We start from the raw sequence: 13686 nt of genomic DNA, 5'->3' as shown, positions 1-13686 counted from the left end.
TCTCGATGATGTTGACGTCGAGGGCGAGTTCGGTGCGGCCGGGGTGGCGGCCGAGGATCCAGTCGCGGACCTTGTCGATTCCGGTGGCGCTCATGACGGTTCCCTTCGAAACGGGAGACGGCTTTTCCAGGTATTTGGTGGTTCGAGGCTATGGATTGGTGCAGACCTTTCTCAACACCCGGAACCGGCAGCCGAATTCGGCCAGCGACCGGATCCCCGAGAGGGGGGAACGGAAGTCTCAGGGGTGCCGGTACTTCGTGACGGAACCGTCCTGCGCGGTCCGGTCCGCCGCCTGCTGGATCAGCCGGACGGCCTCGGCGGGCTTCAGCCGACCGGTCGTCAGTTCGCCGATGTAGCCGGCGATCACCTCGCGGTTGAGGTCCTGGTACCAGTCCGTGCGGGGCGCCACGATGTGCTCGCCGGCGGCCTTGAGCAGCTCGCGGGCGGAGGCGAGGCCGGGCGGCAGCTCCAGGTCGTCCGCCGCCTCGCCGACCACGGTCAGCGAGGACACCCGGCGGGTGAACTCCCGCGCCGAGGTGCGGCCGAGCAGGATGCGCAGCAGCTCCTGGCCGCCCTGCGGGTTGCGGGCGGCCCGTGGGACGACGAACGCGCTGCCGGCCGCCGCCCAGATCGTCCCGAACGGCATCCGGTCGCCGGCGCCGAGCCCGGGGGGCGGGGCCACGGCCATGTCGAAGCCGGGCGGCGTGGTGTCCTTGGCCTCGTTCTCCACCCAGGAGCCGTTGGGGACGAACAGTGCCTTCCCGGCCGTCCACGCGGCCTGCGCCTGGAGGTGGTCGAGGTCGGCGGTGCCCTCCAACAGGTAACCCCGGACGGCGAGTTCGTGGTACGCCTCGAAGGCCTGCCGGACGGCCTCGTGGTGCCAGGCGTTCGGCTCCAGGTTGTCGATGGCCCGCAGCACCTCGGGGCCGCCGATCTTGGCGATGAACGGGTACAGCGTCCACTGGAGGTAGAAGGGGTACTTGCCGGGGAACGTCCAGCCCGCGATGCCCTCGCGTTTGGCCTTCGCGCACAGGGTGAGCATCTCGTCCCAGGTCCGCGGGTACTCCCAACCGTGCTTCGCCAGCGTCGACTTGGAGTACCAGAGGCCGAACACCGTGTACGCGTGGTTGAGTGCCCAGACCTCCTCGCCGCCGAACCGGCCCTTGGCGATCGCCGCCGGGACGAGCGTATCGGCGACGGTCCGGTCCGGCTCGTCGTAGGCCGGTGCGGCCAACAGCGGGCGCAAGTCGGTCAGTTGGCCCGCGGCGGCCAGTTCGGCGGTGGCCACCGAGGCCGGTCCGGTGTTGTCCACGAGGTCCGGCGGGGTTCCGTCGGCGAGGCGCGGCGCGAGCAGCGGCCGGATCTCCGCGGCGGCGGTGTGCCCGACCTCCGCCGCCGGGAACGCCTTGCGGTATCGCTCCTCGGCGTCCAGGACGTAGCCGTCGCCGAAGCCGCCGTCGAAGACCAGTACGTCCAGCGGTGCCGCCGGGTCCACGCCGAGCGGGTTCGCCCGCCCGGTCCGCTCCCCTCCGGCGGACCGGGACTGGGCGAGCAGCCAGGCGTAGACCTCCGGGTCGTCGTACGTCCGGGTCCAGGAGTCGTGCCCGGTGTCCGGGTAGCGGGTGAAGCGGACCGGGTTGCCCGCCTCGCGCAGCGCGGCGACGATCTTCTCGGTGTGCGAGACCGGGATGTTGCGGTCCTCGGCGCCGTGGAAGGTCCACACCGGCAGGCCGGCGATCCGCGGCGCGGCCTCCGGGAGCCAGGAGCCGCAGATCGGCACCGCGGCCGCGAACCGGCCCGGGTAGCGGGCGGTGAGCGCCCACGTCCCCGTGCCGCCCATGCTGAGCCCGGTGACGTACAGCCGGTCCGGGTCCACCCGGTGGGCGCCGGTCACCTCCCGGACCAGGGCGGCCAGCGCGCTCAGCTCGGCCGCCCACGTGCTGTACGAGGGGCACTGCGGCGCGACGACGACGAACGGCAGGTCCGCGCCGGCCTCGATCTGCTTGAGCGGGCCGTGCGCGGCGATGCCGGCCAGGTCCTCGCCGCGCTCCGAGGCGCCGTGCAGGAACAGCAGCAGCGGCCAGGGCTCGGCCGCGTCGTCGTAGCCGTCCGGCAGCGACAGGACGTACGGCAGGTCGTTGCCGCCGTCGTCGGAGGCGAACAGGTGGTGTTGGAGGGCAGTCGACATCGGTTTCCTTTCATTGGAGGGTCCGTCCGGCCGCCGGGGCCGGCCCCGAGGGCGGCTCTGCGCGGCGCTCGCGATCGCGCTCGCGCGGCCCGCCGGATCAGGCGGCGTTCCTCGGCGTCGGGCCGACCAGCCCGGTCCGGGCCGCCAGCACGCCGGCCTGGAACCGGCTGGTGGCGGAGAGGTCCTGCATGATCGCGGCCAGGTGGCGGCGGAAGGTCCGGTCGGACATCGCCACCCGCCGCGCGATCACGTCGTCCTTGGCGCCGGAGGCCAGCAGTTCGAGGATGGTCGCCTTCACCTCCTCGATCGTCCCGGCGTAGCCGCCCGCCGCGGAGTCGAACTCGAAGGCCGAGGCCCAGAACCGCTCGTGCAGCCCGCCGAGGAAGGCGGCCACCGCGCCGTCGTACACGACCGCGATCGCGTCGCCCTCGCCGGCCGGGATGAACGCGACCTGCCGGTCGAACACCAGGAAGCGGTCGTGCACCTCCTTGGTGGTGCGGGCCTGCCCGCCGACCGCCATCAGCGCGCCGATGTGGGCCCGCGTCCCGGCGTCGCCGCGGGCGGTGTGCGGGTAGAGCACCCGGGCCCGGACGCCGCGCTGCAACGCCTCCAGCACGAGCGGCCGGGCGAGCCGCAGTTCGGCCGTCTCCTGCGCGACGCAGGGCTGCATGACCAGCAGCTCCTCGGTGCAGCGCTGGGCCGCGTCCAGGAGCCGCAGCCGGAGCTCCTGCGGGTCGTCGGTGATCACCACGCTCTCCGTGCGGGCCTTGGCCTGCTTGTCGAACGCGGCGGCGAACGAGCGCAGTTGGCCCTTGAAGCCGGCGAGCCGGCGCCGCTGGTCGTGGATCGCCCGCTCCAGCGGCACCAGGAGCTCGACCTGGGCGGTGTCGGGGCTGACCGCGATCAGCAGCCTCCCGCCGTCCTCGGCCGGCTTCACCAGCCGCAGTTCGCGCAGTTCGTCGAGTGCCCGCTGGACCCGGGGGAGCGGGACGCCGAGCTCGGCGGCGATCCCGGCGGGGGTGAAGTGCGGGCGGCCGAGCGCCCGTTCGTAGAGCCAGACCGCGAACTGGTCCGGCTCGCCGGGGTGTCTCGCGGAGTCCTGTCGTACGGTCGGTACCGCGTGTGCCATGATCGCCTCCACTCAGTCCTCGTCCGGTCGTCCGTCGCCCGGGCCGGCGGCGCGCAGCCTGCGGACGGCCGGCGCCGCGAGCAGGACGGCGCTGCAGGCCAGCCCGACGCCGAAGGACGCGAACATCAGCGTCCGCTCCCCGGTCAGGCGGGCGATCGGCCCGGCCAGCGCGCGGCCGAGCGCCATCGACAGCAGCGAGCCGGCCACGTCGTACGCGTAGACCCGGTTGAGCAGGTCGCCGGGGATCTTCGTCTGCACGGTGGTCGCCCAGAGGACCGACCACAGCGCCAGACCGGCCCCGGCCAGACCCCAGCCGACGCACAGCACGATGACGTCGGGCCGGATCGCCGCGGTCAGCGGGTAGAGCGCGAACAGCACCCACCCGATGGTGCCGAACGCGAGCGGACGGGCCGGGCGCAGCCGCATCGCCACCGCGCCGCCCGCCAGCCCGCCGACGCCCATGGCGGCGAGGCCGGTGCCGAGGACGGTGGAGCCGTGGGCGGCGACGACGAGGTTCGTCCCGACCGGCAGCGAGAGGCCGGCCACGAAGCAGCCGTACAGCAGGAAGACCGAGATGACGCCCCACAGCCACGCGCGGGCCCGGAACTCCTGCCAGCCGTCGACCAGTTGGCGCAGGAACGACTCCCCGGCCGGCTCGCCCCCGCGCGGCGGCAGGCGCAGCGCGAACAGGCAGGCCGCGCTGATCCCGTACGTCGCCGCGTAGATGGCGAACACGACGGCGGGCCCGGAGAAGCCGACGAGCACCCCGGCCAGGGCCGGTCCGGCCACCCCGGCCAGCGACTCGGCGATCCGCAGCGCGCCGTTGGCCCGCTGGACGTCCCGGGCGACCTGCGGGACGAGCCCGGCCACCCCGGGCTGGAACAGCGCGGTGGCCAGGCCGCTCGCGAACTGCAGCGCGACGACCGCGGCCAGCGACGGCGTGCCGAGCGCGAACGCGACGGCGAGCGCGCCCTGGATGCCGAGGCGCACGAGGTCGGCCAGGACCATCATCCGGCGCGGCGTGAACCGGTCGGCGAGCACGCCGCCGAACAGCACGCCCATGGCGAGCGCGGCCATCCACGCGCCCAGCGCGTAGCCGACCCCGGCGGTGCCGTAGCCGCTGTCCAGCACACCGACGGACAGGGCGACCGGCAGCATGGCGTCGCCGAGCAGCGAGCCGGTGCGGGCGCCGAAGTAGAGGCGGAAGTTGACGGACCACAGGGCCGCGCCGGGAGCGCCGGCGTCCTCGGCGCCCGTGCCGGTCGAACTCGCCTCGTCGGCACTGGTGTTGGTGGCGCTCACGTCAGGTCGCCTTCCGCGGGTCGGCCGGAGGAGTCGGACAGCACCGGGTGCTCGGCCCAGGCCCGCAGGTCGTCCGTACGGGCCGGGGCGCCGTCGTGCACCACGTAGCGGTGCGGCGTGATGGCGCCGACCCGCCCGGGGAGCGCGGCCAGGGCGCGCCGCTGGACGTCCCGCGGGTCGGCCGGCCCGGCGAGGTGGCACACCAGCCGGTGGCCGAGCTCGCCGTCCGGTTCGGCGGTGACGAGGTGTGGGGTGCCGGTGAGGTGCGGGGTGCCGGTGGGGTGTGGGGTGCCGGTGAGGTGTGGGGCGTCGGCCAGCACCTCGGAGAGCAGGGCCCGGACGGCGGCGAGCTCGACCCAGGAGCGGTCGCTGAGGTACCAGCCGGCGCCGCGCTCGACCGGCGCGAGCGTGGTGAGCGAGGGCAGCTCCTCTAGCGCCACGTCCTCCTCGGCGGCGGCCGCGAACAGGCGCAGCAGCGCGCGCCCGAACTCCTCGGCCTCGGCCTCGGGCAGGGTCTGCGGGTCGAGCCACAGGGTCAGCTCGAACTCCCCGGTGAGCCGGTACAGGCACGCGAAGAAGCGGCAGGGGACGTCCTCGGCGGGCACCCACCCGACGCTGCCGCCGAGTCCCGGTTCCGGCGCGGGCGGCTCCTGGTGGCCGGGGATCCACACGCCGGGCAGCCGCCCGCGCGCGGACTCGTCGGGGGAGCCGGCCGCGGCGGCCAGCGCGCTCATGTCGTTGAAGACGAAGTCGCGGGCGAAGGAGATGCCGCGTTCGGTGCTCGCCGCCTCGATCGCCCGCCAGACCGCCGTCGGGTCGAACCAGCTGTGCCGGTACGCGGGCAGCCCGGCCGCCTGCACCCGGCGGACGACGTCGTCGAAGCCGGTGAGCCCGTCGAGGTCGACCGGCAGCAGCGCGTCCTGCGCGAGCGAGCCGAAGAAGCCGCGCAGCTTGGGGACGACGCGGTTGCCGGCGAGCGAGGTGACCGCGACGGTGTCGTGCCCGGCGCGGTGGCCGACGAGCACGGCGAGGGCCGCGAGCACGACCGTGGAGGCGCTGGCGCCGGTCCGCTCGGCGACGGCCGCGAGCTGCGCGGGGGCGGCCGGGGAGTGGACGGCGAGGCCGCGGTGCAGCCAGTCGGTCTTGGCCGGGGTGCCGGTGGGCGGCGGGAACACGGCCTGCGGCACCCGGCCGATCTGGGCGCCCCAGTACTGCACGGCGCCCGCGCCGATCCGCTGGACGGACGGCGAGCGCTCCAGCCCGACGACGTCGACGGGCTCCAGCGCGGGCGGCTGCGGCAGCGGGCGGCCGGCGCACAGCGCGGCCCACTCGGCGTGCAGCACCTCGCACGCGGCGACGTCCATGGCGGCGTGGGTGACCACCCAGACGAGCTGTCGCGGAACGCCGTCCGTGGTCACCACGGCGGCGCGGAAGGGGAGTTCGGACTCCAGGTCGAAGGGGCGGGCGCGCAGCCGGCGGGCGGTGCGCTCGGCCGTCGCCAGGGGGTCGCCGTCCTGCGCCTCGACCAGCTCGACCGCGAACGTGCCCGCGGCGGCGACCCGCTGGGTGGGCGGGGTGGTGAGGACGTAGGTGGTGCGCAGCGACTCGTGGCGCTCCAGCAGGGTGCGCAGCTGGGCGGCGATCCGGTCCCGGCCGCCGTCGGCGGGGACGCCGAAGACCATGGCCAGGTTCAGGCGCGTGGGGTCGTCGTCGATGCCGATCGCACGGACGATGTTGGCGTGACCGAACGAGAGGGGGCCCGACCGTGCGGGGTGGGGCCCGGCGAAGTCGACCGTGAGCTGTGGCAACGTGTCACCTCATGGATCGCGGCGGTCGTGTGGGGGGTTCCGGATCACGGTACGGAGGGCGCCTGTTGGACCGGCTGTAGTCGCACCAGAGGCCGTGCGGACGGAACTTCCGGTCGGCCGGGGGCCGCGTACGGGGCCTGAGCTCCGCGAATCCGTGTGACCGACGGATGTCGGCGGGGCGACCGGAAGAAGTCGCCGCAACTTCCGGAGCAGTTGTTCCGGGGGCGGGTCGACGGTCCCTTCCGCCACGCGACCCCGCCAGGCGACCCCGCCCGCGGTCAGTCGACGGCGCCGGTCCCCGTCTCCGCGCCGATCCGCTCCGCCGCACGCCGGTGCGCGAGGGCCTCCGCCGGCACGCCGAGCGCCGCGTGCGCCTGGGCGAGCACCTGGTGGCTGCGCGCCTCGCCGGGCCGGTGGCCGGTCTCCCGGTGCAGCGCGAGTGCGTCGGTGGCCAGGTCCGCGCCCGTGCGCGGGTCGCCGAGCAGCACGCGGACGTGGGCGAGCACGTCGAGCGCGCAGGCCTCCAGCAGCCGGAACTCCGACTCGCGGGCCAGGCCGAGCGCCTGCTGCGCGGTGATCAGGGCGAACTGCGGTTCGCCGAGCCGCTGTTGGACGGTCGCCAGGCCGACGAGCGCGGACACCTGCGGGAAGCGGTCGTCGACCACCTCGGCGAGGTGCAGCGCCTGCCGGTAGCTCTCGGCGGCCTCGGGCAGCCGCCCGGCCCGTTCCAGCGCGATCGCGAGGGCGAAGGCGGCGTTCGCCTCCAGCCGCCGGTCGCCGAGCGCCCGCGCGGCGGCGAGGGCGGTCTCGGCGAGCCGGCGGCCGGTGTCGTGGTCGCCGAGGTCGGAGTGGGCGCGCGAGAGGCAGCTCAGGGCGACGGTCTCGCTGGTCCGGTTGCCGGTGGCCTCGTGGACGGCCAGCGCCGCGCCGGCCACCCGGATCGCCTCCCGGGAGCGGCCCATGGCGCGGTGGGCGATGCCGAGGTTGGTGTGGGCGATCGCCTCGCCGCGCACGGAGCCGAGGTCGCGGAAGAGCCGGGCGGCGTGCGTGAAGTGGTCGGCGGCCTCCGGCAGGCGGCCGAGCTTCCAGCAGATCAGGCCGAGCTCGGTGAGGTCGTCGGCGGTGCCCGCCCCGCCGGCGCGTTCGGTCAGTTCGCGGGCCCGGGAGAGGTAGTCGGAGGCCAGGCGCATGCTGCCGTTCTCCTGGTGGGCGGCGCCGATCCGGCGCAGCGCCATGGCCTGTCCGGCCGGCCACTCGGCCTGCCCGGCGAGGTCGAGGGCCTTGCCGAAGAGGGTGACGGCGAGCGTGTTGTTGCCCAGCGTCCAGTGGCAGTCGGCGCGTTGCAGCTGCGCGGTGGCCTGGGCGCGGACCCGGCCGTCGGTGACGGCGGCGGCGAGCCCCGCGGTGGCGACGCGCAGCCGCTGGGCGGTGTACATGCCGCGGGAGAGGTAGCCGTGCAGGCTCTCGGCGAGCCGCCAGGCGACGGTCGGGAAGCCGGAGTGCGCGGCGTGCAGGACGGCGCCGACCAGGCTGTCCCGTTCGGCGTCGAGCCAGGCGGCGGCCTGGCCGCGGTCCGGGACGAGCGTGGCGCCGGCCGGTCCCGGCCCGGCCGCCGGCCTGGTCGGGTCGAGCAGCCGGGCCGCGGCCTCGGCGTGGCGCAGGTACCACTCGAAGAGCCGCTCCCGGGCGCCGTGCACCTCGTCGCCGGCGACGAGCTCGCGGGCGTACGAGCGCAGCAGGTCGTGCAGGCCGAACCGGCCGGCCGAGCGCTCCTGCACGAGGTGGGCGTAGGTCAGCCGGTGCATGAGCAGCGCGGCCTCGGCCGAGGTGGTGTCCGCGAGGGCGGCGGCGCCGTGGACGGTGACGTCCGCCCCGGGCATCAGGCTGAGCAGCCGGAACATCCGCCGGGCCGGTTCGGGCAGGGCGCGGTGGGAGAGGTCGAAGGCGGCCTTGATGGTCGCGTGCCGGTCGCCCTCGACGCGCAGTCGGCTGAGCAGGTCGTCGCCGGCGAGCTCGGTGCAGTACGCGGCGATGCCGGTGTTGCGGGCGTGCAGGTTGGCGGCGGCGATCCGGATCGCGAGCGGCAGCATGCCGCACAGCTGGACCAGCGCCCGCGCCGCCTCCTCCTCGTCGGCGACCCGCTCGGCGCCCGCGGTGTGCGCGAGCAGCCGCAGGGCGTCGCTCGGGCCGAGCACGTCGAGGACGAGCTGCCGGGCGCCGTCGCTGACGACCAGCCCGGCCATCCGGGTGCGGCTGGTGATGACGACGCCGCAGCCCTGCGCGCCGGGGATCAGCGGGCGGACCTGCTCGGGGTCGCGGGCGTTGTCCAGCACGATCAGCATCCGCTTGTCCGCGAGCAGGGTGCGGTACGTCGCGACGGCCTCGTCCTCGTCGGCGGGCATCCGGTCGGGCGGCACGCCGAGGGCGCGGAGGAACTGGGCCAGGACGTCGCCGGGGCGCAGCGCGGGCACGGGGGAGTGACCGCGCAGGTCGACGAACAGCTGGCCGTCGGGGAAGTGGTCGCGCCGCGCGTGCGCCCAGTGCATCGCGAGCGCCGTCTTCCCGACGCCCGGCGCGCCCACCACGGCCACCACCCTCTGCCGCGCGGCCGGGTCGGCGGCCACCAGGCCGTCCAGCTCCCGCAGTTGGCGGCGGCGGCCGACGTACGCCCCGGCCTCGGCGGGCAGTTGGGCCGGTCGCACGGCGGGGGCGGGCAGCGGGCCGGAAGCCGTACGGGTCCACGGCTCGTCCGCCCCGGTGCGCCGCGCGCGGGGCAACTGCTGGCGCAGCACCCGCAGGTGCGCCTCGCGCAGTTCCTCGCTGGGCGCGATGCCGAGCTCCTCGTCGAGCCGGTCGCGGAAGCGGGTGAACACCTTGAGCGCGGCGGCCTGTTCGCCGCAGCTGGCCAGGGTGAGGACGAGCCGGGCGTGCAGGCCCTCGTGCAGCGGCTCCTCCCGCACCATCTCCCACAGCCGGCGCACGGCGTCCTCGGGGCGGCCGAGGCCGAGCGCGGCGTCGGCGTGCAGCAGGACGGCCTCGATCCGCTGCTCGTTGGCGGCGACGGCGGCCGGGTGGTTGCGCAGCGCCGGGTCGGCGTCCGCGAGCACGGGCCCGCGCCACCACTCCAGGGCGCGCGTGAGCGACTCGTACGCGAGGACCGGGTCCGCCCCGGCGAGCGCGCGCTTGGCGCGGGCGAGGAGTTCGTCGAAGTGCCCGAGGTCGCGCTGGCTCCAGGCGGCCTCCAGCAGGTAGCCGGTGGGGGTGCGGGCGACGGCGGGCTTCGCGCCGGCCCGGGGCGCGGCGGGTTCGAGCAGCTGGCGGACCTGGCTGACGTACGTGTGGATGAGGCTCTGCCGCGAACCGGGCGGGCCGGCGGGCCACAGGGTCTCGGTGATCTCCTGCTGGGTGGCCGGTTCGGGGTGCTTGAGGGCGAGCAGTCCGAGCAGGCGGCGCTGCATCGGGCTGGTGACGGCCAGCGGCGCCTGGTCGCGCTGGACGACGAGCGGGCCGAGGATCAGGAACCGCAGCCGGCCGGTGTTCCTGGCGGGCCGCGCGCGGGCGGCGGTCAGCAGCCGGTCGACGTCGGCGCCGCTGAGGCCGAGGGCCGCGGCGAGCCGCTGGAGCGTCCCGGCCTGCGGCCGGTTGACGCGGTCGCGCTCGATGTCGCGCAGCGCCCGGGCGCTGATCGAGGCCCGCGCGGCCGTCTCCTCCTGGCTCAGCCCCGCCCGCCGCCGGTGCCCCTGCACCTGCGCGCCCAGGGTCTCGCCCCCCGCCTCCGGACCGTCCCACGGAAGCCCCGGCGCCGCGTCCCGTCCGCCCATGGCCTCCCCCTCGTCCGCCTGCCCCCGCCCCTCCCGGGCCGACGGCCAGTGTGGACTAGACCATTCCGTTGAGCAAGGGTGTCCATGTCATGCCCCTGTGAGCTGACCGCCGGTCAAACGCCGATACCGCCCGGCCCCGGAACAGTCCTTCCGGACGACCCCGAAACCCCGGGCCAAAAGCAAAAAGCGGGCCAGGATCTCTCCTGGCCCGCCGTTTGTGTCCGAGGGGGGACTTGAACCCCCACGCCCGATAAAGGGCACTAGCACCTCAAGCTAGCGCGTCTGCCATTCCGCCACCCGGACGGGGTGTCGTCTTCGCGGCTTCCGTTTTTCCGTCGGCCGCGCTGACAGATGTAACTGTAGCAAAGATCGGCTTGCGTTCCCAAAACGGCTCCGGACGGGGGAGCGGGGGTGGTGGCGCGGGCAAGGGCGGGTGTGTGGCGGGGGTGTGACCAGGGGGTTTCGGGCCCGTGCGGGGGGTGGATCCCGGTGAGGGGCTGCGGGAGGATGGGCGGACGTGCTCGTACGGCCCGGGTGCAGGTCCTGGGGGTGGCGCGCTGGTGCCCCGGTGCGGGCCAGAGACGAGGAGTGACCGTGAGCGAGCGGAGCGAGTCGGCGACGCCGAAGGTGACGGCTGAGTCGGAGGTCGCCGGGATCTGTCGCGATCTGATCCGGATCGACACCAGCAACTACGGCGACGGCTCCGGGCCGGGCGAGCGGAAGGCGGCCGAGTACGTGGCCGAGCAGCTCGCCGAGTTCGGCGTCGAACCGCAGATCTTCGAATCGGCCAAGGGGCGGGCCTCGACCGTCGTCCGGATCGAGGGCGAGGACCGTTCCCGCCCGGGCCTGCTGATCCACGGCCACACCGACGTCGTCCCGGCGAACGCCGCCGACTGGACGTACGACCCGTTCGGCGGCGAGATCGCGGACGGCTGCGTGTGGGGCCGCGGCGCGGTCGACATGAAGGACATGGACGCGATGACCCTCGCGGTCGTCCGCGACCGGCTGCGCACCGGCCGCAAGCCCCCGCGCGACCTGGTGCTGGCCTTCGTCGCGGACGAGGAGGCCGGCGGCACGTACGGCGCGCGGTTCCTGGTGGACAAGCACCCGGAGCTGTTCGAGGGCGTGACCGAGGGCATCGGCGAGGTCGGCGGCTTCTCCTTCACGGTCAACGACCAGGTGCGCCTCTACCTGGTGGAGACCGCCGAGAAGGGCATGCACTGGATGCGCCTGACGGTCGAGGGCCGCGCCGGCCACGGCTCGATGGAGAACGACGACAACGCGATCACCGAGCTGTGCGAGGCGGTCGCCCGGCTCGGCCGGCACAAGTTCCCGCTGCGGATCACCAAGACCGTCCGGGCCTTCCTGGACGAGCTGTCGGACGCGCTCGGGGTCGAGCTCGACCCGGAGAACATGGACGAGACGCTGCGGGTGCTCGGCGGCATCGCCAAGATGATCGGCACCACGCTGCGCAACACCGCCCAGCCGACCATGCTCGGCGCCGGCTACAAGGTGAACGTCATCCCGGGCCAGGCCAGCGCGCACGTGGACGGGCGCTTCCTGCCCGGCTACGAGGAGGAGTTCCTCGCCGAGCTCGACAGCGTGCTGGGCCCGCGCGTCAAGCGCGAGAGCCTGCACTCGGACAAGGCGATCGAGACGAGCTTCGACGGCGCGCTGGTCGAGGCGATGCAGACGGCGCTGCGCGCGGAGGACCCGATCGCCCGCGCGGTGCCGTACTGCCTGTCGGGCGGGACGGACGCCAAGTCGTTCCAGGACCTCGGGATCCGCTGCTTCGGCTTCGCGCCGCTGCAGCTGCCGCCGGAGCTGGACTTCGCCGGGATGTTCCACGGCGTGGACGAGCGCGTGCCGGTGGACGGCCTGAAGTTCGGCGTCCGCGTGCTGGACCGGTTCATCGACGCCTGCTGAGCGCGGAACGGGAGTCGCGACGGCCCGTCCCCGGGGATCCGGGGGCGGGCCGTCCGCATTGTCGGAGCTAATGATTTGGGACCCGGTCAGGGAGATCGACAGAAACGATCCTGCAAGGAATTCGGCGATGGTCATGTGTGCGACACCTCACCGTTGCGGGTGAATGGCAAATCTGTTCCGTACCCCGTTTGCCACACCCTCGTTCATCCCTGTGCAGCCCGCCGAACGGGTTGCGTTGTCCATACAGGAGGAATGATGAAGGTCAAGAAGATCGCCGCCGTCGCCGCTGCCACCGGTGGGCTGGTCCTCGCCGCCGCCGGTGTCGCGTCCGCCCACGGCGGTGCGGCGGCCGAGGGTGCTGCGGTCGCCTCGCCGGGTGTGGTCTCCGGCAACCTGGTGCAGATCCCGGTCCACGTCCCGGTCAACGCCTGCGGCAACACCGTCAGCGTGATCGGCGTCCTGAACCCGGCGTTCGGCAACCACTGCGCCAACTTCTAAGGCCCAGAAGCTTGGCCCCCGGCGGCGGGACTCCCCGCCGCCGGGGGTTCTCGCGTTTCAGGAGCCGGCCGGACGCCCGCCGGACACGGCAGGACGCTCGCCGGATACGGCAGGACGCTCGCCGGATACGGCAAGGCGTCCACCGGATACGGCAAGCGGACACGTCCACTCGATCGGGTGAAGCTGATGCGTTCGGCCCAACCCCGCCGTGACTGCCTCGTTTACTCCTGTGCAGTCGAAGACCTTGCTCGATGTCCGGACATTCGGAAAGTCCGACTTTCGGACATGCAGAGGTTCGGACATTCCGAAGGTCGTCAGGTCGTCTCGATATGTCATACGGATCCGTCATACGTCAGGGGAATACATGAGGAATGTAGCCAAGAAGGGGATCCTCACGGCCGTGGCCACCGGCAGTGTCCTGGCCTCGACCGCCGGCTACGCCTACGCGGGCGCCGAGGCGCAGGGGGGCGCGGCCGGTTCGCCGGGCGTAGCCTCGGGCAACTCGGTGCAGGTGCCGGTCGAGGTGCCGATCAACGCCTGCGGCAACACCGTCGACGTGATCGGCGCGCTCAACCCGTCCTACGGGAACCACTGCGCCAACGCGAGCGGGCACCCGGGCGGCGACGCGGGCGGCCACGGCAGCGGCAGCAGCGACAACGGCGGTGCCACCCGCGGCTCCTCCGCGTCGGGCTCCTCGGCCTCCGGCACCGCCGCCAACTCGCCCGGCGTGGCCTCCGGCAACAGCGTCCAGGCCCCGGTGCACATCCCGGTCAACGCCTGCGGCAACTCCGTGAACGTCGGCGGCGTCGGCAACCCGGCCTTCGGCAACGACTGCGGCAACGTCGCAACTCCCGCGACCCCCGCGCCCAAGCCGACCGACGACTGCCCCGAGGGCCACAACCCCACCCCGCCGTCCGGCACCCCGTCCACCACACCGCCGCAGGGCGGCGGCGAGACCACGCCGGGCAGCGGACGCACCGGCGGCTCGTCCACCGGCACCACCCCCGGTGCGCC

7 protein-coding genes, 1 tRNA gene and 2 pseudogenes are annotated in these 13686 nt (G+C 74.4%); 4 read left to right on the top strand and 6 right to left on the bottom strand.

Translation table 11 applies throughout. From position 1 onward, the window contains the following. Positions 1-238: 238 nt before the first annotated feature. The 6 genes from ngcE to AB0O00_RS17330 form a co-directional block, all read right to left on the bottom strand. On the bottom strand, positions 239-2188 hold the full coding sequence (gene ngcE / locus AB0O00_RS17355; protein ID WP_363652612.1) for an N-acetylglucosamine/diacetylchitobiose ABC transporter substrate-binding protein: 1950 nt from the start codon (positions 2186-2188) through the stop codon (positions 239-241). A gap of 97 nt (positions 2189-2285) precedes the next feature. Further along, positions 2286-3317 carry a LuxR family transcriptional regulator gene (locus AB0O00_RS17350; RefSeq protein WP_363652610.1) on the bottom strand — a complete coding sequence of 344 codons (1032 nt, stop codon included), beginning with the start codon at positions 3315-3317 and terminating at the stop codon, positions 2286-2288. Positions 3318-3329: 12 nt separating this feature from the next. Beyond that, positions 3330-4619, bottom strand: a complete 1290-nt coding sequence (locus AB0O00_RS17345; protein ID WP_363652609.1) for an MFS transporter — start codon at positions 4617-4619, stop codon at positions 3330-3332. Continuing rightward, positions 4616-6427, bottom strand: coding sequence for a condensation domain-containing protein (locus tag AB0O00_RS17340; RefSeq protein WP_363652607.1), 1812 nt, complete (start codon positions 6425-6427; stop codon positions 4616-4618). Before AB0O00_RS17340 ends, AB0O00_RS17345 begins: the two co-directional genes overlap by 4 nt. Before the next feature lie 278 nt (positions 6428-6705). Continuing rightward, entirely contained in the window at positions 6706-10248 is a 3543-nt protein-coding gene (locus AB0O00_RS17335) for a BTAD domain-containing putative transcriptional regulator (protein ID WP_363652605.1), read from the bottom strand. 218 nt (positions 10249-10466) lie between these two features. Beyond that, positions 10467-10551: transfer RNA gene (locus tag AB0O00_RS17330), tRNA-Leu, on the bottom strand. 291 nt (positions 10552-10842) lie between these two features. Here AB0O00_RS17330 and AB0O00_RS17325 point away from each other — a divergent pair. From AB0O00_RS17325 to AB0O00_RS17310, 4 genes and pseudogenes are all read left to right on the top strand, one after another. Beyond that, complete coding sequence (locus AB0O00_RS17325; RefSeq protein ID WP_363652603.1) at positions 10843-12174, top strand: M20/M25/M40 family metallo-hydrolase; 1332 nt, start codon at positions 10843-10845, stop codon at positions 12172-12174. 252 nt (positions 12175-12426) lie between these two features. Next, positions 12427-12672 carry a chaplin gene (locus tag AB0O00_RS17320; RefSeq protein ID WP_363652601.1) on the top strand — a complete coding sequence of 82 codons (246 nt, stop codon included), beginning with the start codon at positions 12427-12429 and terminating at the stop codon, positions 12670-12672. Positions 12673-13036: 364 nt separating this feature from the next. Further along, positions 13037-13213: pseudogene (locus tag AB0O00_RS17315) on the top strand (chaplin family protein); the annotation flags it as partial. A 177-nt stretch (positions 13214-13390) separates the two neighbouring features. Further along, positions 13391-13501: pseudogene (locus tag AB0O00_RS17310) on the top strand (chaplin); the annotation flags it as partial. Positions 13502-13686: the final 185 nt, after the last annotated feature.

The organism is Kitasatospora sp. NPDC093558, from assembly GCF_040683475.1.
Lineage (GTDB): Bacteria > Actinomycetota > Actinomycetes > Streptomycetales > Streptomycetaceae > Kitasatospora.
The sequence above is the reverse complement of the archived record's forward strand: the minus strand, read 5'-3'. Positions and strand labels throughout refer to the sequence as shown.

What these genes read in the sequence shown, in the direction of transcription:
- ngcE (WP_363652612.1), bottom strand. Translation starts at nt 2,188, where the DNA reads ATGTCGACTGCCCTCCAACACCACCTGTTCGCCTCCGACGACGGCGGC.
- AB0O00_RS17350 (WP_363652610.1), bottom strand. Translation starts at nt 3,317, where the DNA reads ATGGCACACGCGGTACCGACCGTACGACAGGACTCCGCGAGACACCCC.
- AB0O00_RS17335 (WP_363652605.1), bottom strand. Translation starts at nt 10,248, where the DNA reads ATGGGCGGACGGGACGCGGCGCCGGGGCTTCCGTGGGACGGTCCGGAG.
- AB0O00_RS17320 (WP_363652601.1), top strand. Translation starts at nt 12,427, where the DNA reads ATGATGAAGGTCAAGAAGATCGCCGCCGTCGCCGCTGCCACCGGTGGG.